This is a genomic window from Geothrix alkalitolerans (assembly GCF_022808885.1).
Lineage (GTDB): Bacteria > Acidobacteriota > Holophagae > Holophagales > Holophagaceae > Geothrix > Geothrix alkalitolerans.
This window is the reverse complement of the sequence record NZ_JAKZLE010000001.1, coordinates 14,782-40,770: the sequence shown is the minus strand read 5'-3', so window position 1 is coordinate 40,770 and position 25,989 is coordinate 14,782. Positions and strand designations below refer to the sequence as shown.

General features: G+C 69.9%; 22 protein-coding genes. 16 read left to right on the top strand and 6 right to left on the bottom strand.

Features of this window, described 5'->3' with window-relative positions; all coding sequences use genetic code 11:
• Positions 1-43 precede the first annotated feature (43 nt).
• Positions 44-2,668, top strand: a complete 2,625-nt coding sequence (locus MLJ35_RS00175; protein ID WP_243381966.1) for a cation-translocating P-type ATPase — start codon at positions 44-46, stop codon at positions 2,666-2,668.
• 3 nt (positions 2,669-2,671) lie between these two features.
• Positions 2,672-3,778: a metallophosphoesterase gene (locus MLJ35_RS00170; RefSeq protein ID WP_243381963.1), complete on the top strand. Its 1,107-nt coding sequence runs from the start codon at positions 2,672-2,674 to the stop codon at positions 3,776-3,778.
• Here MLJ35_RS00170 and aat read toward each other — a convergent pair.
• From aat to MLJ35_RS00140, 6 genes are all read right to left on the bottom strand, one after another.
• A complete protein-coding gene (gene aat, locus MLJ35_RS00165; protein ID WP_243381959.1) occupies positions 3,767-4,447 on the bottom strand; it encodes a leucyl/phenylalanyl-tRNA--protein transferase in 681 nt (226 codons plus the stop codon). The two genes, MLJ35_RS00170 and aat, sit on opposite strands and share 12 nt — an antisense overlap.
• Positions 4,429-6,678 carry an ATP-dependent Clp protease ATP-binding subunit ClpA gene (gene clpA, locus MLJ35_RS00160; RefSeq protein WP_243381956.1) on the bottom strand — a complete coding sequence of 750 codons (2,250 nt, stop codon included), beginning with the start codon at positions 6,676-6,678 and terminating at the stop codon, positions 4,429-4,431. The genes aat and clpA overlap by 19 nt, the downstream gene beginning before the upstream one ends.
• Positions 6,671-6,988: an ATP-dependent Clp protease adaptor ClpS gene (locus MLJ35_RS00155; protein ID WP_243381954.1), complete on the bottom strand. Its 318-nt coding sequence runs from the start codon at positions 6,986-6,988 to the stop codon at positions 6,671-6,673. The genes clpA and MLJ35_RS00155 overlap by 8 nt, the downstream gene beginning before the upstream one ends.
• A 19-nt stretch (positions 6,989-7,007) precedes the next feature.
• Entirely contained in the window at positions 7,008-7,349 is a 342-nt protein-coding gene (locus MLJ35_RS00150; RefSeq protein WP_243381951.1) for a PqqD family peptide modification chaperone, read from the bottom strand.
• 105 nt (positions 7,350-7,454) lie between these two features.
• Positions 7,455-9,569 (bottom strand): OPT family oligopeptide transporter, encoded by a 2,115-nt coding sequence (locus MLJ35_RS00145; RefSeq protein ID WP_243381948.1) that lies wholly within the window; start codon positions 9,567-9,569, stop codon positions 7,455-7,457.
• Positions 9,570-9,772: 203 nt separating this feature from the next.
• Positions 9,773-10,726 carry an EamA family transporter gene (locus tag MLJ35_RS00140; RefSeq protein WP_243381945.1) on the bottom strand — a complete coding sequence of 318 codons (954 nt, stop codon included), beginning with the start codon at positions 10,724-10,726 and terminating at the stop codon, positions 9,773-9,775.
• 105 nt (positions 10,727-10,831) lie between these two features.
• Here MLJ35_RS00140 and MLJ35_RS00135 point away from each other — a divergent pair, with 105 nt between their 5' ends.
• From MLJ35_RS00135 to MLJ35_RS00070, 14 genes are all read left to right on the top strand, one after another.
• Positions 10,832-11,620, top strand: a complete 789-nt coding sequence (locus MLJ35_RS00135; protein WP_243381942.1) for a TrmH family RNA methyltransferase — start codon at positions 10,832-10,834, stop codon at positions 11,618-11,620.
• A complete protein-coding gene (gene lnt, locus MLJ35_RS00130; RefSeq protein WP_243381939.1) occupies positions 11,617-13,125 on the top strand; it encodes an apolipoprotein N-acyltransferase in 1,509 nt (502 codons plus the stop codon). The genes MLJ35_RS00135 and lnt overlap by 4 nt, the downstream gene beginning before the upstream one ends.
• On the top strand, positions 13,125-13,625 hold the full coding sequence (locus tag MLJ35_RS00125; RefSeq protein WP_243381936.1) for a GNAT family N-acetyltransferase: 501 nt from the start codon (positions 13,125-13,127) through the stop codon (positions 13,623-13,625). The genes lnt and MLJ35_RS00125 overlap by 1 nt, the downstream gene beginning before the upstream one ends.
• Complete coding sequence (locus tag MLJ35_RS00120; RefSeq protein WP_243319448.1) at positions 13,622-14,245, top strand: Maf family protein; 624 nt, start codon at positions 13,622-13,624, stop codon at positions 14,243-14,245. The genes MLJ35_RS00125 and MLJ35_RS00120 overlap by 4 nt, the downstream gene beginning before the upstream one ends.
• 488 nt (positions 14,246-14,733) lie before the next feature.
• On the top strand, positions 14,734-15,297 hold the full coding sequence (locus MLJ35_RS00115; protein ID WP_243381932.1) for a cytochrome c3 family protein: 564 nt from the start codon (positions 14,734-14,736) through the stop codon (positions 15,295-15,297).
• Positions 15,298-15,308: 11 nt separating this feature from the next.
• Positions 15,309-15,503 (top strand): hypothetical protein, encoded by a 195-nt coding sequence (locus MLJ35_RS00110; protein ID WP_243381930.1) that lies wholly within the window; start codon positions 15,309-15,311, stop codon positions 15,501-15,503.
• A 4-nt stretch (positions 15,504-15,507) separates the two neighbouring features.
• The gene (locus MLJ35_RS00105) at positions 15,508-18,522 is read left to right on the top strand and encodes a TAT-variant-translocated molybdopterin oxidoreductase (protein WP_243381927.1); all 3,015 of its coding nucleotides are present in this window, start codon (positions 15,508-15,510) and stop codon (positions 18,520-18,522) included.
• On the top strand, positions 18,512-19,918 hold the full coding sequence (gene nrfD / locus MLJ35_RS00100; protein WP_243381925.1) for an NrfD/PsrC family molybdoenzyme membrane anchor subunit: 1,407 nt from the start codon (positions 18,512-18,514) through the stop codon (positions 19,916-19,918). Before MLJ35_RS00105 ends, nrfD begins: the two co-directional genes overlap by 11 nt.
• Positions 19,911-21,053, top strand: coding sequence for a quinol:electron acceptor oxidoreductase subunit ActD (locus tag MLJ35_RS00095; protein WP_243381922.1), 1,143 nt, complete (start codon positions 19,911-19,913; stop codon positions 21,051-21,053). The genes nrfD and MLJ35_RS00095 overlap by 8 nt, the downstream gene beginning before the upstream one ends.
• Positions 21,050-22,210 carry a hypothetical protein gene (locus MLJ35_RS00090; RefSeq protein ID WP_243381919.1) on the top strand — a complete coding sequence of 387 codons (1,161 nt, stop codon included), beginning with the start codon at positions 21,050-21,052 and terminating at the stop codon, positions 22,208-22,210. Before MLJ35_RS00095 ends, MLJ35_RS00090 begins: the two co-directional genes overlap by 4 nt.
• The gene (locus tag MLJ35_RS00085) at positions 22,207-22,899 is read left to right on the top strand and encodes a c-type cytochrome (RefSeq protein WP_243381915.1); all 693 of its coding nucleotides are present in this window, start codon (positions 22,207-22,209) and stop codon (positions 22,897-22,899) included. The genes MLJ35_RS00090 and MLJ35_RS00085 overlap by 4 nt, the downstream gene beginning before the upstream one ends.
• Positions 22,896-23,756, top strand: a complete 861-nt coding sequence (locus MLJ35_RS00080) for an SCO family protein (protein ID WP_243381912.1) — start codon at positions 22,896-22,898, stop codon at positions 23,754-23,756. The genes MLJ35_RS00085 and MLJ35_RS00080 overlap by 4 nt, the downstream gene beginning before the upstream one ends.
• Complete coding sequence (locus MLJ35_RS00075) at positions 23,753-25,390, top strand: cytochrome c oxidase subunit I (RefSeq protein ID WP_243381907.1); 1,638 nt, start codon at positions 23,753-23,755, stop codon at positions 25,388-25,390. The genes MLJ35_RS00080 and MLJ35_RS00075 overlap by 4 nt, the downstream gene beginning before the upstream one ends.
• Positions 25,387-25,989: a cytochrome c oxidase subunit 3 family protein gene (locus tag MLJ35_RS00070; RefSeq protein ID WP_243381904.1), complete on the top strand. Its 603-nt coding sequence runs from the start codon at positions 25,387-25,389 to the stop codon at positions 25,987-25,989. The genes MLJ35_RS00075 and MLJ35_RS00070 overlap by 4 nt, the downstream gene beginning before the upstream one ends.

Genomic DNA, 25,989 nt, shown 5'->3' with positions numbered 1-25,989 from the left:
GTCGTCCACGCCGGAGCGGGACTAAGGTGATGGGGATCGGCCCGTGCTCCAGGCATGGGCCCAGCGGATCCGCGGGGATCCCATGACCGCCGAAGCTCGCATCCATCGACCGTCCAGCCTCGACCTGGAGGGCTTTGCCGGCCTCTCCGAAGCCGAGGCGCTGCTTCGCCTGGCGCGCGAAGGCCCCAACGAGCTGCCCTCCCGGGACCGGCGCGGCTTTCTGGCCATCGCCTGGGAGGTGGCCCGGGAGCCCATGTTCATCATGCTCGTCGCGGCGGGCGCGCTGTACCTGCTGATGGGTGAGCACGGGGACGCCGCGATGCTGCTCGGCTTCGTCTTCGTGGTCATGGGCATCACCATCATCCAGGAGCGGCGCACGGAACACGCGCTGGAGGCCCTGCGGGACCTCTCCAGCCCCCGGGCCCTGGTGATCCGGGACGGCCGGCAGCGCCGCATTCCGGGCCGCGAGGTGGCGCCCGGGGACATCCTGGTCCTGGCCGAGGGCGACCGGGTGCCCGCGGACGGCCTCCTGCGCGCCGGCGTCCACCTGTCCGTGGACGAGTCCCTGCTCACCGGCGAATCCGTGCCGGTGCGCAAGGCTGTCTCCGCCGAAGCCCGCGCCATGGCGCCCCCGGGCGGAGACGACCTGCCCTCCGTGTTCTCAGGCACGCTGGTGACCGCGGGCCAGGGCGTGGCCGAGGTCCTGGCCACCGGCCCCCGGACGGAGCTCGGCCGGATCGGCCGGGCCCTGCAGCAGGTGGGGACGGAAGCCACTTTCCTCCAGCGGGAGACGGGCCGGCTGGTGCGCACCTTCGCCCTGCTCAGCCTGGGCGCCTGCGTGACGGTGGTGGTCCTCTACGCGCTGACCCGGGGCGGCGACTTCGAGGTGTGGAAGGAGGGCCTGCTGGCCGGCATCGCCCTCGCCATGGCCACCCTCCCCGAGGAATTCCCCGTGGTGCTCACGGTCTTCCTGGCCCTGGGCGCCTGGCGCATCTCCCGCCACCGGGTCCTCACCCGGCGCATGCCCGCCATCGAGACCCTCGGCGCGGCCACCGTCCTGTGCGTGGACAAGACCGGGACCCTGACCCTCAACCAGATGACCCTCCGGCGGCTGGACGTGGAGGGGCACACCCAGGATCTGGCGACGACCGGGCCGGAGCTTCCCGAGCCGGTCCACGAGCTGATGGAGTACGCCATCCTGGCCAGCCGGAAGGATCCCTTCGACCCCATGGAGCGGGCCCTCCACGCCGCCGGGAAGACCTGGCTGATGGAGACCGAGCACCTGCATCCGGACTGGTCCCTGGCCAGGGAGTACCCGCTGACGCCGGGCCTGCTGGCCGTCACCCACGCCTGGAGCTGTGGCGATGACCAGGTCGCGGTAGCCACCAAGGGCGCCCCTGAGGCCGTCATGGACCTCTGCCACCTGCCCGTGGACCGCCAGGCCCGGGTGGAGGCGCGGGTGGCGGAGCTGGCCTCCCACGGTCTGCGCGTCCTGGGCGTCGCCCGGGGCCGCTACGGCGCCGCCGACCTGCCGGAGGGCCACCACGACCTGGACCTCGACTTCGTGGGTCTGCTGGGGCTGGAGGACCCCGTGCGATCCAGTGTCCCCGCCGCCGTGGCGGAGTGCCGCACCGCGGGCATCCGGGTGGTGATGGTTACCGGCGACTACCCCGCCACCGCGGTCAGCATCGCCCGGCAGGCGGGCCTGCCCCACCCCGAGCGGGTCCTCACCGGGCCCGAGCTGAACCGGATGAGCGACGCGGTTCTCGCGGCGCGGATCCGGGAGGTGAACGTCTTCGCCCGGGTGGTGCCCGAGCAGAAGCTGCGCCTGGTCGCCGCCCTCAAGGCAAACCGCGAGGTGGTGGCCATGACGGGCGACGGCGTGAACGACGCCCCCGCCCTCAAGGCCGCCCACATCGGCGTGGCCATGGGGGGAAGGGGCACGGACGTGGCCCGGGAGGCCGCCGACCTGGTGCTGCTGGACGACGACTTCTCCTCCATCGTGGCCGCCGTCCGGATGGGCCGGCGCATCTTCGACAACATCTGCAAGGCCGTGGCCTTCATCCTGGCCGTGCACATCCCCATCGCCGGGCTGTCCCTGCTGCCGGTCTTCCTTGGCTGGCCCCTGCTCCTGCTGCCGGTCCACATCGTCTTCCTGGAGCTGGTGATCGATCCCTCCTGCACCCTGATCTTCGAGGCCGAGGCGGCAGAGCCCGACGTCATGCGCCGCCCGCCCAGAGACCCCCAGGAGCGCCTGTTCAGCCTGAGGGCCACCGGGCTGGCCGTGCTCCAGGGGATCACCGCCCTGGCGGCCTGTGTGGCGGTCTACCTCCTGGCCCGGCCCACCCATGGCCACGACGCGGCGCGCGCCCTCACCTTCGCGGGCCTCGTGGCCTCGTTCCTGGCCATCATCCTGGCCAACCGGTCCTGGTCGCGGAGCATCCTCGGAAGCCTGAGAAGCCCCAACCCCGCCCTTTGGTGGGTGCTGGGCGGCACCACCGCCTGCCTGACCCTGGTGCTCGCCTGGCCCGTGGCCCAGCGCCTCTTCCACTTCGCCCCGCTGCACGGCCTGGATGTCCCGCTGGCCCTGGGGGTGGGCTTCGCCAGCATCCTCTGGTTCGAGGCCTTCAAGCTCCTGCGGCACCGAACCGCCCCGGCCGGAGGCTGAGCCATGTTCATCGGCCTCCTCCTCCTGGTCTCGGCCCTGGTGCTGGCCTACGTGGCCTGGCGCACCGCCTCGGTTCCCTGGTTCGCACGCGGGTCGCGGCGGCGCCTCTGGATGATCTTCGCGGGAGCCTGGGGCCTGATGGTGGTCGGGGGGCTCCTGGGACACGAGGCCGCCTTTCCCGGCGCGGGCGGGGCGGCCCTCGCGGGCATGACCGTGCTGGGCCTCCTCTTCCTCGCCTCCGCCTGCCTGTTGGCCGTGGACCTGGCCACGGGGTTCGGTCTGTGGCTCCGCGCCGCAGCGCCGCGCCTGCGAGGGTGGGCCCTCCTCGCCAGCCTCGGGCTGGCCGCCGTCGCGACCGTCCAGGGCCTGCGCCCGCCCGAGATCGTGGCCTACGAGGTGGACCTGCGCGGCCTGCCGCCGGAACGGGACGGCCTCGTGATGGTGGCCCTGTCGGACCTCCATATCGGCGCCATCCTGGGGCCGGACTGGCTGGCGGCGCGGGTGGCGCAGGTCCAGGCCCTGAGGCCGGACCTGGTGGTGCTGCTGGGGGATGTCTTCGAGGGGCACGGCCGACCCGACCCTCGCGCGATCCGGGCCCTCGAGGGCCTGCGGGCCCCGCTGGGCGTCTGGGGGGTGGACGGCAACCATGAGCACTACGGCGTTGCCGGGGCCCCCCTGGAGGTGGCGGGGGTGCAGGTCCTGCGGGACGCCCTCGCCAGTCCCGCGCCCGGCCTGGTCCTGGCCGGCCGGGCGGACGCGGGCCGGAGCCTCCGCCAGGCTGCGTGGGTCGTTCCCCGGGAGCGCCCGGCCGGCGCCCTGGTGCTGCTGTCCCATAGGCCCACCCAGCTGGAGCCGGCGGCCCGCTCGGGCGTGGGGCTCATGCTCTCCGGCCACACGCACGCCGGCCAGATCTGGCCCTTCGGACACCTTGTGGCAAGGGTCTATCCCACCCTGGCCGGACGGGTCCAGGTGGGGGACATGACCTTGATCGTCAGCCGCGGCACGGGCACCTGGGGGCCGCGCATGCGCCTGTGGCGGCGGGGCGAGATCAGTCTGATCCGCCTGCGGTCGGCGGAGCCTTCTCCGGAGGGGCTCCGGTCAGGCGCCTGACCAGGAGCCGGGCCGGCCTTCCCTCCGGAGCGCATCCGCCAGCTCCGCCAGGAACAAGGCCCGGGGCACGACCTGGAACCCGTAGCCCCTCAGGCCCTCGTGGGGCAGCTGGCCGTCGATCAGGGCGAAGTCCCAGGCCTTCAGTCGCTCGTCCAGGGCCTGGAGAGCCGCGCGGCTGGCCTCGGGCTCCAGGCTGAACATGCTCTCGCCGAAGAACGCCCGGCCGAGCGACACGCCGTACAAACCGCCCCGCAGCTCGCCGTCCCGCCAAGCCTCCACGCTGTGGGCGTGGCCCGCGCGGTGGAGGGCGACGTAGGCCTCCTGCATGTCCGCCGTGATCCAGGTGCCGTCCTGGCCGGGGCGCGGTACGGCGGAGCAGTGGCCGATGACCTGTTCGAAGGCCGTGTCGAAGCGCACCTCGAAGGGACGGTGGCGCAGGCTGCGGCGGGTGCGGGCGGAGAGGTGCAGGTGGCCGGGGCGCAGCAGGGCCCGCTCCGGCGGCGACCACCAGAGCAGCGGATCGCCCTCGCCGTACCAGGGGAAGATGCCGCTGCGGTAGGCCAGCAGGAGACGCGCCTCGCTGAGGTCGCCGCCAATGGCCAGCAGCCCGTCCTCCGCCAGCTCAGGATCCGGGAAGACCAGGGCCTTCGTCAGCCGAAAGACAGGCACAGGCGGCCGTCCTTGAGGTCCACGGTGGCCTTGCCCCCCTTGGCCAGGGGCCCGAAGAGGATGGCCTCGGCCAGGGGGCGGCGCAATTCGCGCTCGATGAGCCGGGCCATGGGGCGGGCGCCGAAGGCCGGGTCGTAGCCCTTTCCCGCCAGCCAGGCGCGGGCCGCCTCGGTGCAGACCAGAGCCACGCCCTTCTCCTGGAGCTGCTCCTCCAGCTCACGGAGGTGCTTGTCCGCCACGCGGAGCATGGACTCGCGGCCCAGGGGCGCGAACTGCAGGATGGCGTCCAGGCGGTTGCGGAACTCGGGGCTGAAGGCCTTCTCCAGGGCCCCGGTGGCCGTCTTCCGGGCCCCGGCCTCGGCGAAGCCGACCTGCCGGGCCGACAGCTCCCGCGCGCCGACATTGGTGGTCATCACGAGCACCGTGTGGCGGAAGTCCGCGCTGCGGCCGTGGCTGTCCGTGAGCGCGGCGTGGTCCATCACCTGGAGGAGGATGCCGAAGAGGTCGGGATGGGCCTTCTCCAGCTCGTCCAGCAGCAGGACGGCATGGGGCTGCTTGCGCACGGCGTCCGTGAGCAGCCCGCCCTCCTCGTAGCCCACATAGCCCGGCGGCGCCCCGATGAGCCGGGCCACCGTGTGCTTCTCCTGGTACTCGCTCATGTCGAAGCGCAGGAACGCGATGCCCAGGGCCTTCGCCAGCTGCTTGGCCAGCTCCGTCTTGCCCACGCCCGTGGGCCCGGCGAAGAGGAAGCAGCCCATGGGCTTCAGCGGATCCCGCAGGCCGGAGCGGGCCAGCTTGATGGCGCCGGCGACGGTCTCGCAGGCGGCGTCCTGGCCGTAGATCTGCGCCCGGAGCTGCGCTTCGAGCGTCTGCAATGCTTCTCGATCGTCGGCGCTGACAGAGTTGACGGGCACCCGTGCCATGCGGGCCACCACGGCCTCGATCTCGGCGGGGCCGACCGTCTTGACCCGAGCCTTCTTCGGCAGCAGCTTCTGCGCGGCTCCGGCCTCATCCACCACATCCAGGGCGCTGTCGGGGAGCTTGCGGTCCGTGAGGTGCTTGGCGGCCAGGCGCACGGCGGCTTCCAGGGCCTCGTCCGAGTAGGCCACGCCGTGGTGCGATTCGTAGGAGGCCTTGAGCCCCTGCAGGATGGCGAGCGCGTCGGCCGCGGTGGGCTCGCTCACCTCCACCACCTGGAAGCGCCGGGAAAGGGCGCGGTCGCGATCCAGGGAGCCCTTGAGGTCCTGGAAGGTGGTGGCCCCGATGCAGCGCAGGTCGCCAGAGGCCAGGGCCGGCTTGAGCAGGTTCGCCGCATCCATGGCGCCGCCGCTGGTGGCCCCGGCGCCCACCAGGGTGTGCAGCTCGTCCACGAAGAGGATGGCGCCGGGCTCGTCGGCCAGCGCCTTCAGCACGGCCTTGAGCCGCTCCTCGAAGTCGCCCCGGTAGCGGCTGCCGGCCAGCAGGGCGCCCAGGTCCAGGGCGAAGATGCGGGCGGCCTTGAGCGGATCGGGCACCTGCTTCTCGTGGATGCGGCGGGCCAGGCCCTCCACGATGGCGGTCTTGCCCACGCCGGGCTCGCCCACCAGCAGGGGGTTGTTCTTCCGGCGCCGGCAGAGCACCTGGGCCATGCGCGTGATCTCGGCGTCGCGGCCCACCAGGGGGTCCAGCCGCCCCGCCGCGGCCCGGGCCACCAGGTCCGTGGCGTAGGCCTCCAGGGGGTTCTCGGCCACGGTGCCTTCTTCCTCCTCTTCCTCCGCCTGCTTCTTCGCCGGTGTCCTGGCCTTTGGAGCCGCGGGACCGTGGCTGAGCACCTTCAGCAGGGCCAGGCGCTTCACGCCGTGCTTCTCCAGCAGGTGCCGGGCGTGGCTGGCCTCCTCCTCCAGGAAGGCCGGGAGCACCTCGCCGCCGCGAACCTCCTTCCGCCCCGAGCTGAAGGCATGGACCAGGGCCCGCTCCACCACCCGGACGAAGCCCAGGGTGCTGTGGGGCTGGACCTCCTCGCCCTCCGGCACCGGCTCGAACAGCCGCTCCAGGGCGGCCTCCAGGTCATGCCGCAGGGCATCCAGCTTCACCCCGCAGCCCCGAAGGGCCCGGGCCGCGTGGGGCTCGTCCAGGAGGGCCAGCAGCAGGTGCTCCAGGGCCACGTCCTCGTGGCGCCGAGCCTTGGCCAGCTCGAAGGCCCGCTGGAAGCCCTGGTTCAGGTCCGTGCTGATCTGGGGGGATTCAGGCATCTTCCGCCTCCACCGTGAGCAGCAGGGGGAAGCCTTCGCGCTCCGCCAACTGGCGGGCGCGCTCGGCGCGGGTCTCGGCCACGTCCTTGGTGTAGATGCCCGCCACGCCCACGCCGGCCTTGTGCACCGCCAGCATGATGGCCGTGGCCTCGGGCTCCGCCTTGCGGAAGACCGTCTTCAGCAGCCACACCACGAACTCCTGCGTGGTGTAGTCGTCGTTGTGGAGGAGCACCTTCCACAGCCCGGGCTCCTTCCCCTTTGCCCGCTGGCGGGTGAGGACCTGGCCCGCCTCCTTCGGTTGCCTGGCCATGGATGACGCCTCCGGGGCATCAGGATAGCTGATTGAGCCGCACGAACCCGCCCCGGGCCAGCTCCCGGATGAACAGGGCCGCCCGGAAGCCGGCATCGGGCTCGCCGGGTTGGGCCTGGGTCATGGCCTCCATCACCTGCGCCACGGTGCGCGTCCCGTCGCAGGCCTGCCACAGGGCCGTGCCGCGGGCGTCGAGTTTCACGCGGAAGACGGGCTTTCGCATCAGCTTCAGCACCCAGCCCCAGCGCGGGGAGAGGATCTTGGGCCGGATCAAGACCAGTGTGTCCCCCTCACCGGGCTCGGCCGCCACGGCTTGGACCGGCACGAGGGCGAGAAAGGATTCGTCGGGGAAGGTGCTCATGGGGATCCATACATCTCAAGGGAGAGGATAGAGAAGGCCCGGCTTGGCCGGGCCTTCTCGTGGGGGCCCGGGGGGGTGCGCGCAGCGCCGAACCCCCGGACAGCATCAGAAATTCGCGCTGGGCGGCGCCGGCTCGTCGGCTTCGCCGGCGTTGGCCAGGGGCACCCTCACCAGGTAGACGGCGATGCCGGCCAGGATCAGCAGGCTGATCCAGAACATGCCGGGGTCGGCGAAGATCTTGTACTTCACCTCGAAGAAGGCGAAGGAGGCGAAGAGCAGGCCCACCAGGGCTTCGCCGGCGATGAGGCCGGCGGCCAGCAGCACGCCGTTGTTCTCCACCCGCACCTTCTGGGCCTCGTTCAGGCCGCGCTTGGCGCCGATCATCTCCACGGCGCCCTTGATGAGGCCGCCCAGGAAGATGGCGAAGGTGGTCTCCAGCGGCAGGTACATGCCCACCGACACCAGCATGGGGCTCTTGACCTGCATGAGGATGAACGCGAAGCCCATCATCATGCCGACGATGATCAGCGGCCACGCCATCTTGCCTTCCACGATGCCCTTGCTGAGCAGGGCCATGAGGCCCGCCTGGGGCGCCGCCAGTTGCTTGGAGCCGAAGCCGGCGTCCAGGGAGAGCACGGCCTTCTTCTGGTCCGCCGGCAGCTTCTTCACTTCGTCCAGGGTGTAGGTCTTGCCATCGGGGGCGGTGACGATCTGCACCTGCTGGGCGGTCAGCTCGGCGATGCGCTTGGTGCCCTGGGCGGAGATGTCGCCCTCGTGCAGCACCATGAGGGGGATGAACAGCACCACGGAGGCCAGGGCCACGCCGATGAGGTCGCCCATCTCCATGCGCCAGGGGGTGCCGCCGAGGATGTGCCCGGCCTTGAGGTCCTGCAGCATCTCGCCGGCCACGGCGGCGGAGACGCAGACGATGGCCGCCACGCCCAGCACGGCCGCGACGCCCTCCTGGCCCTTCACGCCGAGGAGCACCATCACGAGGGCCGTGATCACCAGGGCCGTGAGGGTCAGGCCGGAGATCGGGTTGTTGCTCGAGCCCATGATGCCCACCAGGTAGCCGCTGATGGCCGCGAAGAAGAAGCCCAGGATCACCACCACCAGGGCCGCCACGAAGGAGACCAGCGGGCTCACCTGGAAGATGCGCCAGGTGATGAAGAAGGTGACCAGGGCCGCGAACCCGAGACCGAAGAGGACGTTGGTGAAGGGCAGGTCCTTGTTGACGCGGTCCACCACGTGCTCGCCGGCCGCGGCCTTCTTCATGTCCGAGACCGAGCGGGTCAGGCCCGTGGCCAGGCTCTTGCGCATCTTGAAGAGGGTGAAGCCGGCGCCCACGAGCATGCCGCCGATGGCGATGGGGCGGACGATGAACTTCCACACCGAGTAGGACAGGGCGATCCAGTCGCCCTGGGAGGCGCCCTCAGGCAGGACGCCGGGCGCCAGGAAGTAGGTGATGATGGGCACCAGCAGGCCCCAGGCGATGATGCCGCCGGAGAAGTTCAGGGCGCCGAGCTTGGGCCCGATGATGTAGCCCACGCCCATGTAGGCGGGGCTGATGCCGGGGGAGCTGAGCAGCATGCCGCCCGCCACCTTGGCCTTCCAGGTGCCGACAAGGTTGATGGTGGTGGTCTTGAAGGCCACGAACCGCTCCCAGGTGCTGGCGAAGACGGAGATCTGCACCAGGGCCTGGATGCCGGCGCCGAGGCCCATCGCGCCGAAGAGGAACTTCGTGCCGCTGCCGCCGCGGGCGCCAGCCTTGTGGATCTCGGCGGCGGCCACGCTCTCGGGGTAGGGCAGCTCGGCGTCCTCCACCATCACGCGGCGGAGGAGGGCCACGAACATGATGCCCAGCACACCGCCGCCGAACATGATCAGCGAGCTGGTGACATAGTGCCCGGCCGTGAAGAACTTGGGCCAGATGCCGCTGATGGCGAAGGCCGGGACGGTGAAGATGGCGCCGGCGGCCACGGACTCGCCGATGCTGCCGACCGTTCGGGCCATGTTCTCTTCCAGGATGGTGCCCTTCATCAGCTTGATGAGGGCCATGCCGATGACCGCCGCGGGGTAGGTGGCGGCGATGGTCATGCCGGCCTTCAGTCCGAGGTAGGCGTTGGCGGAACCCAGCACCACGGCCATGACGAGGCCGATGAGCACCGCCCGCAGGGAGAACTCCCGCAGGTTCTGGTCAGAGGGGACAAAAGGTTGCATCGGTGCTCCTGGAAAGGCGCAGAGGGATGGAAAGAAAGGCCGGATGGAGCGGATAGTCTAATACATCGCTGTTTGATCCATCCCAGATCCCACGGGGAACCTGGGCTCCCGGGCACCCCGGAGGCCCGCCTCCCGACAGACGACCCCGGGAAAACGCGCTTCTCATCCCGCCCGGAGAGGGTCCGACAGACCACCAGGCGGAATCATCGCTCCGCCAGGGGTTCGTCCGGCCGGCGCTCCACGGAGAGGAGGATCACCGCCCCGAGGATCAGGGCCGCGCCCACCCACTGCCAGGGCAGCAGGATCTCGCGGAGAAAGAGGGCCCCGAACAGGCAGGCGGCCAGCGGCTCCAGGGTGCTGACGACCGAGGCCCGGGCGGCACCCACCCGGGCCATGCCCGCCAGCAGGAGGGGGATGGGCAGCAGGGTGCCGACCACGGCCAGCCCCAGCAGGGGCTTCCAGGCGCGGAGGGCCAGCGCCGGCTCCCACTGGTGCGAACCCAGGGCCAGAATCAGGTACATGAGTCCCGCGCTGGACATGATCCAGGCGCTGGCGACCAGCGAGGGCACCCCCTTCTGGAGGCGCGCGCCCAGCAGGATGTAGGCAGTGTAGCCAAAGGCCGTGGCGAGCCCCATGACGAGGCCCAGGACATCCGTGCCCCGGCCCGGGGCGCCCACCGCCAGGGCCGTTCCCAGCAGCGACGCGAGGAGGGCGATCAGGTCGCGGCCCGCCAGGCGGTGCCGCCCGGCCAGGACCTCCCACAGGGCCACCATGGCGGGGTAGAGGTAGAGGAGCAGGGCGGTCAGGGCCACGGGGATCCGTCGGGAGCTGGCGAAATAGAAGCCGCTCTCCACCACATAGAGGGCGCCCATGCCCACGAAGCCGGCGATCTGGGCCGGCGTGAGGGCGAAGCGGATCCCCCGCAGGAGCAGCCACAGCCAGAGGGCGCCTCCAGCCACGAGGAAGCGCACCGCCAGGAAGGTGGGGAGCCTCAGGCCCAGGGCCGCCGCCTGGCGGTTGAAGATGGGAAGGAGGCCGAAGCAGACCCCCGAGACGGCCACCAGCAGGAAGCCCAGCCCCCGGCCCGTGCCTGATCTCCCGGGGGCCGGGTCCCTCGCGTCGTCGTCCATCTCGCCAGGGTATCCCGGCGCGGCCATGGTCTTCTTCAAATGAGGCGGCCCGGCTCCCTGGCATGATGCTCATGTTGGCGCTGCCATCCCCAGGGTGGGGGCGTCCCCGCGATGTCCCCGGACCCGGTCCCCATGCCCACCCTCACCAGCAAAGCCAATCCGCGCTTCAAGGAGCTCCTGGCCCGCCTCCGCCCGGGGGGCGCCCGCCGCGGGGCCACGCTCCTGCTGGGCGCGAAGCTCATCGAGGCCTGGGCCGAAGCCCGGCGGACGCCCGCCGGTAAACGGCTCGCGCCGGCCCTCTGGCTGAGGCTGGAGCAGGCCGTCCCCCACCCGCTGGAATCCGCCCTGGGCCTGGACGCGCAGGTGCTCGGCGAAGCCCTCATGCGGGAGCTGGCCGACGCGGGCAGTCCGCCCGAGCACGCCCTGCTGATGGACCTGGGCCCCGAGCCCGCCGGCCCCCTGGCCGAGCGGGTCATCGGCGCCTGGGGCATCCAGGATCCGGGCAACCTCGGCGCACTCCTCCGCAGCGCCGCCGCCTTCGGCTTCCAGGAGGCCCTCCTGGGCCCGGGCTGCGCCGATCCCTTCCATCCCAGGGCCCTCCGCGGCAGCATGGGCGCCGCCTTCCTGATGCCCCTGCGCCGGGCCGCGAGCCTGGAGCCGGACGGGGGCCACTGGTACGCCCTGGATGGCGGCCCCGGCGCGGTGTCTCTGGCCGAGGCTGACCTCTCGGCCCCCCTGCGCCTCTGGGTGGGTAGCGAAGGCCATGGCTGGCAGGGAGTCGACTTGCCCCCGGCCGTGCGGCGCCTGGCCATCCCCATCCAGGGCGTGGAGAGCCTCAACGCCGCCGTGGCCGCGGGCATCGCGTGCTACGAGGCGGCGCGGAGGCTGGGCCGGGAGCTGGATCGGGAGCCGGGGCGATGACCCGCGGCTGGCTTCTCCGTCCCCTCGAAACCGCCGTGCTGGCGTGCGTCTTCATGCTCGCCTTCCGCTTCCCCGGCGCCCTGGGGGGCTGGCTGGAGCCGGTCCTGGCGCTGCTCTTCCCCGTGCTGTTGCTGGAAGGCCTGTTCAAGGGGCGCCACGCGGTCTGGACCTGGACGGCGCTCCTGGGCGGCCTCCTCTTGCTCTACCAGTGGGTGCCCCAGACCCTGGCCTCCAAGGGCGGGCTGCCCTTCGGCCTGGCCCTCCTGGGGATGGTCCTGCTGAGCCTCTGGGAAGCCACGGGACTCTGGCTGGTGGCCCTGGGGTCGCGCTGGGCCTTCCGCCGCATCGGGCCCCTGGCCGCCGCCTGCGTGGCCGCCTTCCTCCTGATGGGCTGGGAGACCTGGGGCTTCCACGTCTATCCCTGGACCTGGGGCGCCGCCTTCGGCTCCCTGCCTTGGCCCGCGCGCTCGGCGGCGTTCCTGGGCGCCTCGGGCCTGTCGGCCCTGGCCTGGGGCGCCGGGGCCTGGACCGCCGCCCACCTGGCCCAGGGCGCCTCTCCCCGGCGGATCCTGGCGGGGCCGGGCTTCGCCGTGGGCCTGATGCTCCTGCTGGGGGGCGCCTGGCACCTGCTGCCGCGGGAGGGGGAACGGACCCTCGACGTGGCCATGATCCAGCCCAACTTCCCCGCCGGGGTGCGCTGGCCGGGGATGGAAGCGGAGATGTGGCGGCGCAGCGACGCGCTGCTGAAGGCCCGGGGCTGGCCGAGGGCGGGGCGCGCCACCCTGCTGCTCTGGCCCGAGAGCTCGGTGCTGGGCCGGGACGACCGCCACCCGGACCTGCGGCTTTCCGCCGAGGCCGTGTCCCGGGGCGTGGCCTGGCTCTTCGGCACCGAGGGGGGCCCCTACAACCTGGTGCGGGGCGAGGCGGCCGGCCGGCCACCCTTCATCTTCGCGAAGACGGAGCCCATGCCCTTCGGCGAGCGCACGCCCGGCCCCGAGGCCTTCCGACGGTGGCTGGACGGGAAGATGGGCTTCGTGTCCCAGGAGGCCGGGGAACTCAAGGAGGGCTGCGCCTTCGCCGTGCCCACGCCCGCCGGCGACCTGCACGTGCACCCGCTCATCTGCAGCGAAGCCCTCCTGACCCAGCGCACCCGCCAGGGCTTCGAGCTGGGCCACGCGGACTTGCTGAGCAACCACACCAACGACGGCTGGTTCGACCGCAGCATCGCCACGGACCTGCACGCGGCCCAGATCCGCCTCCGCGCCACGGAACTGGGTGTCCCCCTGCTGCGGGCCACGCTCACGGGGAAGTCCGGCGTGTTCCGGGAGGACGGCCACTTCGAGCTTTGGGGAGAGCCTCTCAGCGAAGGAGCCTTCGCCGTGGTGTTGACCTGGCGGCCGGTGCACACCCCCGCCCGTTCCGCCTGGCTGCTGCCGGGGCTGATGGCGGGATTGGCGCTCGGAACGGTACTGCTAGGCTGGAGAGCCCTAGCCCGGAAGGCCTGATGCACCGCGATCTCCTCGTACCCGAGCCGCTTTCGACCCCGCACGGCACCGTGGCCTTCTTCGACGAGACCTGGAGCGTGGACCCCCGCGAGCTCCAGATCTTCTTCCAGGCGGAAGAGGTCTACTGGACCGCGGACCGCACCATTGAGCAGTGGCGGCGGCTGCTGGCATGCTCCCGCCTGCTGACGGCCCGCCTGGTGCCCGAGGGCCACCGGGGCGGCCGCCTGGTGGGCGCCACCCGGCTCTGGTCCGATCACGCCTACGAAGCCAAGCTCTACGACGTGGTGACGGCGCAGGATCTGATGGGCCAGGGCATCGCCACCGAACTGGTGAAGTGGGCCCTGCGGCACCCCTGGGCGGGCGAGGTGCAGCGGTTCGTCCTGGAGACCCGGGACGCGGCCAACTTCTACCCCCGCTTCGGCTTCCGCCTGGGCCAGGAGGTCGACAGCTACCACATGCGGGTGGGCATCGCCGAGCTCGAGCAGCGGGGCCTGCGGTGAGCGAGACCCTCCCCGGCCTTCCCGAGGCCGCCCTGAAGCCCCTGATCCTGGCCAGCAGCAGCCCGCGCCGCCGCCATTGGCTGGAGGCCATGCGCATCCCCTTCGAGATCCAGGCGCCCGAGGTGGACGAGACGCCCCTGCTGGACGAGGAGCCCGGCGACCTGGTGCTGCGCCTGGCGGAGCTGAAGGCTGAGGTGGTGGCCGGCCGCAACCCCGACCGCTGGGTCATGGCCGCGGACACCACCGTGGCCGTGGACCATCACACGCTCAACAAGCCCCTGGACGCGGAGGACGCCGTGCGGATGCTGAGCCTGATCCAGGGCCGCGCCCACCAGGTGCACACCGGCTTCTGCCTCCAGCGGAACGATCAGGTCCACAGCTTCGTGGACACGGCCCAGGTGGTGTTCCGCCCCCTCACGGAGGCTCAGATCCGCTGGTACATCGGCACCCACGAGCCCATGGACAAAGCGGGCTCGTATGCCATCCAGGGCATCGGGGCCCTGTTCATCGAGGGGGTCGAGGGCAGCTTCTCCACGGTCATGGGCCTGCCCGTGGAGCGCATGGGCGCCCTCTTCCTGCAGTTGGGGCTCCTGAAACCCTGGATGGGCTTCCCCAGGTAGGGTGGTCAGACCTCACGAAAAATCCCAAACCCCTGACAAAGAAGAGGTTCCGGGAGGTTATGCCCCGCCCTGGGTGCGGAGGCTGAGCCGGCCTCGTCTCGACGGCCCCTGGCCTGGAGGAAATCGCCACCTTCACGGGCGGCTAAATAGAACACCGGATAATCCCCTTAGTCGCTGGATCTGCCTCAGAAAAAAGGGATAAACAATCCTGTGGCACTGATCTATGATGGTGACTTGCGACACAAATTTGCCGAATGTCGCCCCAGTGTGACCAAGTCCTCTGGACATGAGTGTCGTCTTACCTCTGACGCCGCTCGGCCGACATTCTCTGGACGGAGACGCCGACGCCCGGAAGGAATCCCTTCCGGCTCGCCCGGCACCTGCCAGAATCCCTGGCCATCACCTCTGATCCGTCCCGCGTCCAACCGTCCCTTCAGTCCCCGCTGGCTCCGGCCACTGTGCGGATCCGAACTTTCCAGGGGTTGTGCATGCACCAATTCGACCGAGCGTTCCGCTTCGTCCTGCCGGCCGGGGCCGTGGCGGTCCTTCTCACGGTGCTCACCGTGGGCTGGTTCACCCAGCCGGACCGCTTCGCCAAGGGCTACGCCCCCGAGCAGCCCATCCCCTTCTCCCACGAGCTGCACGCCGGCACCCTTCGCATGCAGTGCCAGTACTGCCATTCCGGTGTGGACAAGTCCCGGGTGGCGGGCATTCCCAGCGTGGACCTGTGCATGGGCTGCCACAAAGTGACCAAGACCGACCGGCCCGCCATCCAGAAGCTGACGCAGATCGCCAACAGCGGCCAGCCCATCCTCTGGCAGCGGGTCCACACGCTGCCGGATCACGTCTTCTTCGACCACCGGCCCCACGTGAACGCCGGCATCACCTGCCAGAGCTGCCACGGCGAGGTGCAGACCATGAAGGTGGTCACCCGCGAGATGGGCATGCGCATGGGCAACTGCCTGGCCTGCCACCGCGACCCTCACGCCGCCCTGCCCGCCGGCTCCAAGATCACCCGGGGCGCCGAGAACTGCGCCGCCTGCCACCGCTAGGAGCTCTGACGATGGCTGACGAGACCCGCAAGCCGCTGCTCGACCGCGCCGCCGCCCTGGTGGCGGGGCCGCTCCTCCTGGGCCGGGAGGCCCTGAGCCTGGTCTTCCGGCCGGACCGCGAGACCCCTCCGGAGACGCCGCCGGAGGCGGTTCCGCTCCGCATCCCCATCACGCCCCCCGAACACGCCATCAAGCGCCGCGGATGACCTCATGAAGACACGACTTCCCGAACACGGCCCCCTCGAGACCCCGCGCTTCTGGCGCACCCTCGAGGAGCGCATCGAGACGCCCGAGGCCCAGCAGGCCGCCCACGACGAGTTCCTCCCCGGCGCCATTCCGGCCGGCCCGGACTACGACGACGTCCATGGCCTGCCGCCCCAGAGCGGCGTCTCCCGCCGCGACTTCCTGGGCCTGGTGAGCGCCGCCGCCGCGCTCGCTGCCACCGTGGCCTGCGACCGCAAAGGCCAGGGCACCGTGGTGCCCTACACCAAGCGCCCGGTGGAAGTGGTGCCCGGCGTGGCCAACTACTACGCCAGCGCCACGCACGAGGGCCGCCGCGTCTACCCCGTGCTGGTGAAGACCCGCGAGGGTCGCCCCATCCACCTCACCGGCAACGACGAGCACCCCGGCGTGAAGGGCAAGACCAGCCCCCGCGTCATGGCCGACGTGCTGCGCCTCTACGACCCCGACCGCCTTCGCGCGCCCAAGGCCCAGGGCCATGTGGCGAGCTGGGCGGACGCGGAAGCCCAGCTCCACGGAGCGCTCCGGGGCGCCAAGGCCGCGGGCAAGCCCGTGCTGCTGGTCTCCGGGGCCGTGGTCTCGCCCAGCCGCAAGGCCCTACTGGCGGACCTCAAGACCGCCCTGCCCACCCTGGAGCACCTGGCCTATGAGCCCGCCGCGGGCGACGCCGCCGAGGTGGCCGCCCTGGCCAGCTTCGGCCAGGCCGTGGACCTCCAGCCCCGCCTGGACAAGGCCAAGGTCATCCTGTCGCTCGGTGCGGACTTCCTGAACGGCGAGGATCCCGAGGCCCAGGCCGCCTGGGGCGCCAAGCGGAGGTTGAAGAACGCGCAGGAGGCCATCAACCGTCTCTGGGTGCTGGAAGGCCCCCTCACGCTGACCGGCACCAACGCCGATCAGCGCGTGCCTGTCTCCCCCTCCCGCCTCGGCGCCGTGGCCTTCGCTCTGGCGAAGGAACTGGCGGCCAAGGGCGTGGCGCTGCCAACCGGCACGGATCTATCCGGGATGTCCGCGGGCGCGCCCGCGGACATCCCGGCAGCCATCTGGTCCAGCCTGGTGAAGGACCTCCGGGCCGCCGGCCGGAACGCCGTGGTGCTCTGCGGTGCCCAGATGCCCGCCGAAGCCCACCAGGCCGCCCACCTGCTCAACGCCATGCTGGGCTCCGAGGCCGTGGCCCTCCGCGCCGCCGAGCCCCTGGCCACGGTGAAGGACCTGGAGGCCGCCGCGCAGAAGATGGCCTCCGGCGCCTATGCCGCCGTCCTCTTCTGGGACGTGAACCCCGCCTACACCTTCCCCAAGGCTGCCGCCTGGAAGGAGGCGGTGACCAAGGTGCCCTTCCGGGCCTGGATCGGCCAGGTGGAGGACGAGACGTCCGCCCAGTGCCAGCTGCTGCTGCCGGAGAACCACTGGCTGGAGAGCTGGGGTGACTACGCCACGCCCGGCGCGGCCGTGCTCCAGCAGCCCGCCATCGGGGCCCTCTACGACACCCGCCAGGGCGAGGACATCCTCCTGGGCGTCCTGAAGGCCCTGGGCGCGACCGTTCCGGACGGCTACCACGCCTACCTGCAGGTCCGCTGGAAGAAGGAGCTGCCCTTCGGCACCTCCTTCGAGCAGGCCCTGCACGACGGCCTGGTGAAGGGCGAGACCAAGACCTCGGCCCCCGTCTTCAAGGGCGCCTCCGTGGCCGCCGCGGCCAAGAAGGCCGTTGCCGCGAAAGCTGACGGACTCGAGCTGGTGCTCTTCCCCGGCTTCGCCACGCACGACGGCCGCCACGCCAACAACAGCTGGCTGCAGGAAACGCCGGATCCCATCACCAAGATGACCTGGGACAACCCCGTGGCTGTCTCTGTGCAGGACGCCAAGGCCCTGGGCCTCGAAGAGGGCGACTGGGTCACCCTCGCCCTCGATGGCGCCACCCTCAAGCTGCCCGCCGTGATCCAGCCCGGCCAGGCGCCGGGCGTGCTGGCCCTGGCGCTGGGCTACGGTCGCACCACCGGCGGCGTGGCCAAGGGCATGGGCGTCAACGCCTTCCCGCTGGTGGGCCTGGACCCCGCCAGCGCCCACGCCCGCGGCGGCGCGAAGCTGGCCAAGGCCGGCGGCCGGAAGGAGCTCTCCCGCACTCAGAGCCACCACCGCATGGAGGGCCGCGACCTCGTCCGCTCCCTCACCATGGACGAGTTCGCCCACAACCCCCAGGGGCACCACCACATGCCCGAACTGGTGACCCTCTACGAGGACCAGAAGTTCCCGGACCACAAGTGGGGCATGGTCATCGACCTGGCGGCCTGCACCGGCTGCTCAGCCTGCATGGTGGCCTGCCAGTCCGAGAACAACGTGGCCACCGTGGGGCCCGAGCAGGTGGCCCGGGGCCGCGAGATGCACTGGATCCGCATCGACCGCTACTACGAGGGCGAGCTGGAGAATCCGAAGGTCGTCCACCAGCCCATGCTGTGCCAGCACTGCGACAACGCCCCCTGCGAGAACGTGTGCCCGGTGAACGCCACCAACCACAGCCCCGAAGGCCTGAACCAGATGGCCTACAACCGCTGCGTGGGCACCCGGTACTGCGCCAACAACTGCCCCTACAAGGTGCGCCGCTTCAACTTCCTCGAGTACACCGCCTACAAGACCGAACCCGAGACCCTGGCCTACAACCCCGAGGTCACGGTCCGCCCCCGCGGCGTCATGGAGAAGTGCTCCTTCTGCGTGCAGCGCATCAACGACGTGAAGATCCGCGCCAAGGGAGATGGCCGCGCCATCCTCGACGGCGAGATCACCACCGCCTGCATGGCCGGCTGCCCCTCGGATGCCATCGTCTTCGGCGACCTGAAGGACCCCAAGAGCAAGGTCTCCCAGCTGGTAGCCGCCAGCCGCGCCTACCGCGTGCTGGAGGAGCTGGGCGTCAAGCCCGCCATCACCTACCTGGCCGATCTGAAGAATCCCGCCATGCCCATGGCGTCGACCGAGGGAGGTCACCATGAAGCTTGATGCCGCCACGTCCGCCGGCGACATCCCGGAGGCCCTGATCGAGCCCGCGCTCACCGTGGGCGTGGTCACTCCCGGCAGCCTGGACGACCAGGTCCTGGCCTTCCCCGAAACGAAGCCCCCGAAGCAGTGGTACCTCGGCCTAGCCGTCACCCTCACGGCTCTCCTCATCGGCGTCGGCTGCATCGGCTACGTCTTCGTCACCGGCATCGGCGCCTGGGGCAACACCAGCCCCGTGTTCTGGGCCTTCGACATCATCAACTTCGTGTTCTGGGTGGGCATCGGCCACGCCGGCACGCTGATCTCGGCCATCCTCTTCCTCTTCCGCAAGCGCTGGCGCAACGCCATCGCGCGGTTCGCCGAGGCCATGACCATCTTCGCGGTCATCTGCGCCGTGATCTTCCCCCTCATCCACGTGGGCCGTCCCTGGCTGGCCTACTGGCTCTTCCCCTACCCGAACCAGCGCGCCCTGTGGACCAACTTCCGGTCGCCGCTGCTGTGGGACGTCTTCGCGGTGAACACCTACTTCTCCGTGTCCCTGATGTTCTGGTACCTGGGCCTCATCCCCGACATCGCCTCCATGCGCGACCGGACGACGAGCAAGATCCGGAAGGTCCTCTACACCGTGCTGGCCATGGGCTGGCGCGGGGCGGCCTCCCACTGGCAGCACTACGAGAAGGCCTACCTGCTGCTGGCGGGCCTGGCCACGGGCCTGGTGCTCTCCGTGCACTCGGTGGTGAGCTTCGACTTCGCCACGTCGGTGGTGCCGGGCTGGCACATGACCATCTTCCCGCCCTACTTCGTGGCGGGCGCCATCTTCGCCGGTTTCGCCATGGTGGTGATGGTGCTGGTGGTCGTGCGCGAGACCATGCAGCTCAAGAACCTGATCACCATGCGCCACCTGGACGTGATGAACAAGGTGATCCTCGCCATGAGCTGCATCATGGGCTACAGCTACATGATGGAGGGCTTCACGGCCTGGTACTCCATGAACGAGTATCTCCACCACGGCTTCATGAACATCATCAGTGGCACCTATGGCTGGGCCGGCTGGGTGACCATCAGCTGCAACATCTTCATCCCGCAGATCCTCTGGTTCAAGAAGGCCCGCACCAGCTACTTCTGGATGATCCTCGTGGCCATCGGCGTGACCATCGGCATGTGGTTCGAGCGCTTCGTGATCATCGTGATCTCGCTGCACCAGGACTACCTGCCCTCCGCCTGGCGCATCTACAAGCCGACCATGATCGACTTTGGCGTCCTCCTGGGCACCTTCGGCATCTTCTTCACCCTGGTGCTGCTCTTCGCCCGGGTCCTGCCGGTCATCGCCACCACCGAGGTGAAGGCGATCCTGCCCGGCGCCCAGCCCTCTCACCATGGAGACGACCACCATGCCTGAGACGTCCTACGCCGTCCTCGGCGTCTTCGAGACGCCCGACACCCTCATGAAGGCCATCCCCCAGGTGCGCGCCGCCAAGCTCGGCGCCGTGGAGGCCTACACGCCCTACGCGATCCACGGCATCGAGGAGGCCCTGGGTCTCCGCAAGTCGCCCCTGGGCGGCATGGTGCTGGTCATGGGCATCCTGGGCGCCATCACTGCCTTCGGCTTCCAGTACTGGATCAGCGCCGTCGACTACCCGATCATCACCGGCGGCAAGGGCGCGGGCTCCTGGGAAGCCTTCATCCCCATCATGTTCGAAGTGACGGTGCTCTTCGCCACCTTCACCGCGGGCCTGGGGATGCTGTTCCTCCTGAACAAGCTGCCCTTCTTCGGCCACCCCGTGCTCTCGTCCAAGTCCATCAAGGGCATCACGCGGGACCGCTACGTCCTGGCCCTGGAGGCCGAGAGCGAAGCCTTCGACAGCACCGCCGCCGCCCGGGCCCTCCAGGCCGCCGGCGCCATCGAGGTCGAGGCCCTGCCCGCCCCGGACCGCAGCCCCTTCCTCACCAGCGACTACGTTCTCCGCACCCTCGGCGGCATCTTCACCGCCTGCGTGGTGGCGGGCCTGGCGATGTACTTCGCCACCAAGTGGTTCCCCGTGCTGGCACCCATGAAATACATGCAGGAGCAGCCCCGCCTCAACGCCCAGAAGGCCTCCAGCTTCTTCAAGGACGGCCACGGGATGCAGCTGCCGGTGGCGGGCACCGTGGCTCGGGGCTACCTGCCCACGGCCACGGGCACCCAGGAGGAAGCCGCTTCCCTGGTGAACCCGCTGCCGCGCACGCCGGAGGTCTTCGCCCTCGGGAAGAAGGTCTACACCAACCGCTGCGAAGTGTGCCACGGCGCCGTCGGCAACGGCGTGGGCAGCCTGACGGCCGCCTACGGGGCCAAGCCCGCCAACCTGCAGGCCCAGCAGTTCCTGGACTACCCTGACGGCAAGATCTACTGGGCCATCGTGAACGGCAAGAACGCCATGCCCTCCCACGCTCCCTACCTCTCCGAGCGAGAGCGTTGGGCCGTGGTGGATTACGTGCGCGCCCTCCAGCGCGCCCAGAACGCCAAGGACGAGGATCTGAAGGTGGCCACGCGATGAGCCAGGACAAGAACGCCTCCAACCTCCCCGCCTCCTGGCTCTGGGGCGCCGTGGCCCTGGGCGCCCTGGGCGTCCTCGGCAGCTACGCCGCCGCAGGCCCCGAGCGCTTCTGGGCCAACTGGGTCTTCTGGTTCGTGCTCCTCTTCACGCTGGGCCTGGGCTCGCTGTTCATCGTGGCGCTGGAGCACCTGGTCAACGCCAAGTGGAGCGTGCCCATCCGGCGCATCCCCGAGCGTCTGGCCACCCTGCTGATCCCCTCGATCCCCGTCGGCCTCATCGCCCTGGGCGCCATCCCGGTGCTCTATCCCGGGGCCCGGCCCGAGGCGGCCCACCATCCCCTCCTGGCCGGCAAGGCCTTCTGGCTGAGCCTGCCATTCTTCTCCGCGCGCACCATCGTGGCCCTGGCCCTCTGCCTCCTGGGCCTCTGGGTGCTGGTGGGCGGCTCGCTCAAGCAGGACGCCACGAAGGACCCGGCTTTCAACTTCCGGGCCCGCAAGTTCGCCCCCGCTTTCATGGCCATCTTCGCGCTGGTGGTGACGCTGGTGGCCTTCGACTGGATCTCCGGCCTCACGCCTGAGTGGTACAGCGACATCTTCGGCGTCTACGTCTTCGCCGGCGCCTTCCTCAGCGGACTCGCGGCCACGGCCCTGGCGGTCCTGCACCTCCAGGACCAGGGACGGCTGGAGGGCGTGCGGGGCGACCACCTCTACAACCTGGGCGGCTTCCTCTTCGCCTTCACGGTGTTCTGGTCCTACATCGGCTTCGCCCAGTACATGCTCATGTGGTACGCGAACCTGCCGGACGAGGTCATCTGGTACAAGGTGCGCCTCCAGGGCGCCTGGCACCTCGTCACGCTGGTACTGGCGGGCCTGCATTTCGTGCTGCCCTTCTTCGCCCTGGTGACCCGGGACTCGAAGAAGGACCCCCGGCGCCTGCGCCGCGTGGCCTACCTGATGCTCGGGGCGCACGTGCTCGACATCTACTGGCTCATCTTCCCCATCCTCGGCGCCAGCCCCAGGTTCTCCTGGCCCGAGCTCAGCTTCGCCCTCTTCTTCCTGGGCGGGATCCTCCTCTGGGCCCGCGGCGCCATGCAGAAGGGCGAGGACATGCCCGTCGGCGATCCCTTCCTCCGCGAGGGCCTGGAGTTCCGGCTATGAAGATCCAAGACTACCTCTCCCCGGACGAGCTGAAGCGCCTGCTGTCCGCCCTGCTGGTGGTGATCTGCTTCATCTTCATCGCCGCCTTCTTCGGCTTCACCGTGCTGCCCGGCCTGCGCTACCAGGCCCACACACAGCCCGATGCCGTGCCCGTCCAGGCGGTGCAGGGCGAGACCGGCTGGCTGGACCCCACGGAATACCCGGCCCAGGCCCGGCAGGTCATCCCGCCCATCGACCCCAAGACGGTCATGACGCCCAATCCCGAGCTCATGGCCCGGGGCAAGGCGATCTTCGCGCAAACCTGCGCCAGCTGCCATGGCCCCGAGGGCAAGGGCGACGGCCCGGCGGGGAAGGGCCTCAACCCGGCGCCCCGCAACTTCACCCAGAGCGCGGGCTGGAAGAACGGCACCCGCGTCGAGGACATCTACAAGACCCTGAACGAAGGCATCAAGGGCAGCTCCATGGTGGCCTACACGGACCTCTCCAAGCGGGACCGCATGGCCCTCGTCCACGTGGTGCAGTCGCTGGGCTCCTTCGACCACGGCGCGAGCGATCCGAAAGCCACCGCCGCGATGGAGAAGCTCTTCGCCAGCGCCGGTGAAGTTATCCCCAACCGCATCCCCGTCTCCCGCGCCGTGGACATCCTCTGCCGGGAGTACGCCGAGGCCCATCCCCAAGGCCGGCCATGACCCTCCGCCCGCTCCACGCCTCCTTCTCCGCACTGACCCTCGCCTCGGCGCTCCTGTGCCTCCCGGCCGGAGCCCAGGCGACCAAGCCGGCCCCGGCTCCCACCCAGGCGCCCGCGCCTGTCGAAGGCCCGGCCGCCCCCGCCTTCACACCCCAGGAAGTGGGCATCGACGAGAAGCTCGGCGCCACCCTGCCCCTGGACCTGGCCTTCAAGGGCGAGGACGGCCAGCCCGTCACCCTGCGCCAGCTCATCGACAAGCCCACCATCCTCACCCTGAACTACTTCCGTTGCGCCGGCATCTGCACGCCCCAGCTCAACGGGGTGGTCGAGGTGTTGAACCGCACCGAGGCCATCCCTGGCAAGGACTTCCAGGTCCTCACGGTCAGCTTCGACGAGCGTGACACGCCCGAGATGGCCTCGCAGAAGCGCACCAACTACCTGGGCGAGCTCACCCGGCCCTTCCCGCCGGCGGCCTGGCGCTTCCTGACGGGTCCCGCCACCGCCAGCCGCGCGCTGGCCGACGCCGTGGGCTTCCGGTACAAGCAGGTGGGCGACGACTTCGTCCATGCCGCGGCCATCATCTTCATCAGCCCCCAGGGCAAGGTCACACGCTACATGTACGGCGTCACCTACCTGCCGGCGGACCTCCAGCTGGCGGCCCAGGAGGCCGCCCGCGGCGAGGCCCAGCCCACCATCAACAAGTTCCTGAAGTTCTGCTTCAGCTATGACCCCGCGGGACGGAAATACGTCCTGAACACCACGGCCATCAGCGCCACCCTCACCATCCTGGCGGCCCTGATCTTCGTGTTCGTCCTCATCCGCCGGGGCCGCAAGACCAAGTCCGAGGAGGCTGAATGACCACCCACGCCACCGCCCAGCCTGGCTACCCTGCGGCGCAGCCGAGCTACCTCGTGGACACGGGCTCCCGCAAGGGCCTCATGGCCTGGCTGACGTCCACCGACCACAAGCGGGTCGGGGTGCTCTACCTCGTCTCGATGATCAGCTTCTTCTTCGTGGGCGTGGGCATCGGCTTCGTCATGCGCCTGGTGCAGCTGACGCCCTTCCAGCACCTCGTCACGGCCCGGACCTACAACGCCCTGTTCACAGTCCACGGCGTGATCATGATCTTCCTGTTCGTGGTGCCGGGCCTGCCCGCCATCTTCGGGAACTTCTTCCTGCCGATCCTGATCGGAGCCAAGGACGTGGCCTTCCCGCGGCTGAACCTGGCCTCCTGGTACTTCTTCATGGCAGGGGCCATCCTGGCCGTGCTCTCGCTCTTCACGGGCGGCGGCGCACCCGACACGGGCTGGACCTTCTACGCCCCCTTCAGCCTGAAGACGGGCACCAACGTGAGCCTGGCGGTATTCGCCGCCTTCATCCTGGGCTTCTCGTCGATGCTCACGGGCATCAACTTCATCACCACCATCCACCGCCTCCGGGCGCCCGGCATGAAGTGGTTCCGCATGCCGCTCATGAGCTGGGCCCTCTACTCCACCTCCTGGATCCAGCTGCTGGCCACACCCGTCCTGGCCATCACCCTGGTGCTGGTGATCCTGGAACGGTTCTTCGGCATCGGCATCTTCGACCCGGCCAAGGGCGGTGATCCCCTGCTCTACCAGCACCTGTTCTGGATCTACTCCCACCCGGCGGTCTACATCATGATCCTGCCGGCCATGGGCGCCATCACCGAGATCATCCCCACCTTCTCCAAGCGCACCATCTTCGGCTACCACGCCATCGCCTTCTCCAGCATGTCCATCGCCGGCGTGGGCAGCCTCGTGTGGGCCCACCACATGTTCACCTCGGGCATGAGCAGCCTGGCCACCCTGGTCTTCTCGCTGCTGACGATGATCGTGGCCGTGCCGAGCGCCATCAAGGTCTTCAACTGGGTGAGCACCCTCTACAAGGGCAGCATCGACTTCCAGCCGCCCCTGCTCTTCGCCCTCACCTTCATCTTCCTGTTCGCCATCGGCGGTCTCACGGGCGTCATGCAGGGGGCCCTGGCCATCAACGTCCACATCCACGACACCTACTTCATCGTGGGCCACTTCCACTACGTGATGTTCGGCGGCACCGGCATGGCCCTCTTCGCGGCCCTGCTCTACTGGTTCCCCAAGATGTTCGGGAAGATGTATTCCAAGAAGGCCATCTACGCCTCCTGGTTCCCCATGTTCATCGGCTTCAACATGCTCTACTTCGGCATGCTGATCCTCGGCATGATGGGCATGCCCCGCCGCTACTACGTCCACCTGCCCCAGTACCACACCATGCACGTCGTGGCGACCGTCGGCAGCTGGTTCTTGGTGCTGGGCCTCCTCGCCTTCTTCGGAACGCTCATCTACGCCCTCTTCAAGGGCGAGAAGGCCGAGGACAACCCCTGGGGCGGCGTGACGCTGGAGTGGACGATCCCCAGCCCGCCCCCCCTGGAGAACTTCGAGACCATCCCCACCATCACCCGCGGCCCCTACCACTTCGAGCAGGAGTCCCAATGAGTGCGCACGTCCACCGCGACGACTTCGGATCCCGCCTCGGCATGTGGCTGTTCCTGGTGACGGAGATCGTCCTCTTCGGCGGCCTCTTCATCGGCTATTCGTACATGCGGTACAAGTACCCCGTCGAGTTCCACCACGGCGGCATGGAGTTGAATGCCACCCTGGGTGTCATCAACACCCTGGTGCTGCTCACCAGCAGCCTCACGGTGGTGCTCGCCATCGTGGCCATTCAGCGGGCCGAGAAGAAGCGGGCCATGGCCTTCCTGGGCACCACCCTGGCTCTGGGCCTCACCTTCCTGGTCATCAAGTCCTTCGAGTGGGCCGCCAAGTTCCATCACGGCCTCTATCCCAACGCTCCGCACTTGGCCACGCTGCCGCCGGGGGAGCAGGTCTTCTTCGGGCTCTATTTCACGATGACCGGCCTCCACGGGCTCCACGTCATCGCCGGCCTCTCGGTGCTGGCCGTCATGCTCTGGTGGGTGGCCACGGATCGCATCCGCCAGGACCGCTACATCCACCTGGAGAACGGCGGCCTCTACTGGCACCTGGTGGACGTGATCTGGATCTTCCTCCTCCCCCTCTTCTACTTGGCTGCGTAA

Excerpts from the sequence above, each read along its gene's own strand:
- MLJ35_RS00170 (WP_243381963.1), top strand. The coding sequence starts at position 2,672 with ATGTTCATCGGCCTCCTCCTCCTGGTCTCGGCCCTGGTGCTGGCCTAC.
- clpA (WP_243381956.1), bottom strand. The coding sequence starts at position 6,678 with ATGCCTGAATCCCCCCAGATCAGCACGGACCTGAACCAGGGCTTCCAG.
- MLJ35_RS00155 (WP_243381954.1), bottom strand. The coding sequence starts at position 6,988 with ATGGCCAGGCAACCGAAGGAGGCGGGCCAGGTCCTCACCCGCCAGCGG.
- MLJ35_RS00150 (WP_243381951.1), bottom strand. The coding sequence starts at position 7,349 with ATGAGCACCTTCCCCGACGAATCCTTTCTCGCCCTCGTGCCGGTCCAA.
- MLJ35_RS00145 (WP_243381948.1), bottom strand. The coding sequence starts at position 9,569 with ATGCAACCTTTTGTCCCCTCTGACCAGAACCTGCGGGAGTTCTCCCTG.
- MLJ35_RS00140 (WP_243381945.1), bottom strand. The coding sequence starts at position 10,726 with ATGGCCGCGCCGGGATACCCTGGCGAGATGGACGACGACGCGAGGGAC.
- MLJ35_RS00135 (WP_243381942.1), top strand. The coding sequence starts at position 10,832 with ATGCCCACCCTCACCAGCAAAGCCAATCCGCGCTTCAAGGAGCTCCTG.
- lnt (WP_243381939.1), top strand. The coding sequence starts at position 11,617 with ATGACCCGCGGCTGGCTTCTCCGTCCCCTCGAAACCGCCGTGCTGGCG.
- MLJ35_RS00125 (WP_243381936.1), top strand. The coding sequence starts at position 13,125 with ATGCACCGCGATCTCCTCGTACCCGAGCCGCTTTCGACCCCGCACGGC.
- MLJ35_RS00115 (WP_243381932.1), top strand. The coding sequence starts at position 14,734 with ATGCACCAATTCGACCGAGCGTTCCGCTTCGTCCTGCCGGCCGGGGCC.
- MLJ35_RS00110 (WP_243381930.1), top strand. The coding sequence starts at position 15,309 with ATGGCTGACGAGACCCGCAAGCCGCTGCTCGACCGCGCCGCCGCCCTG.
- MLJ35_RS00105 (WP_243381927.1), top strand. The coding sequence starts at position 15,508 with ATGAAGACACGACTTCCCGAACACGGCCCCCTCGAGACCCCGCGCTTC.
- nrfD (WP_243381925.1), top strand. The coding sequence starts at position 18,512 with ATGAAGCTTGATGCCGCCACGTCCGCCGGCGACATCCCGGAGGCCCTG.
- MLJ35_RS00095 (WP_243381922.1), top strand. The coding sequence starts at position 19,911 with ATGCCTGAGACGTCCTACGCCGTCCTCGGCGTCTTCGAGACGCCCGAC.
- MLJ35_RS00090 (WP_243381919.1), top strand. The coding sequence starts at position 21,050 with ATGAGCCAGGACAAGAACGCCTCCAACCTCCCCGCCTCCTGGCTCTGG.
- MLJ35_RS00085 (WP_243381915.1), top strand. The coding sequence starts at position 22,207 with ATGAAGATCCAAGACTACCTCTCCCCGGACGAGCTGAAGCGCCTGCTG.
- MLJ35_RS00080 (WP_243381912.1), top strand. The coding sequence starts at position 22,896 with ATGACCCTCCGCCCGCTCCACGCCTCCTTCTCCGCACTGACCCTCGCC.
- MLJ35_RS00075 (WP_243381907.1), top strand. The coding sequence starts at position 23,753 with ATGACCACCCACGCCACCGCCCAGCCTGGCTACCCTGCGGCGCAGCCG.
- MLJ35_RS00070 (WP_243381904.1), top strand. The coding sequence starts at position 25,387 with ATGAGTGCGCACGTCCACCGCGACGACTTCGGATCCCGCCTCGGCATG.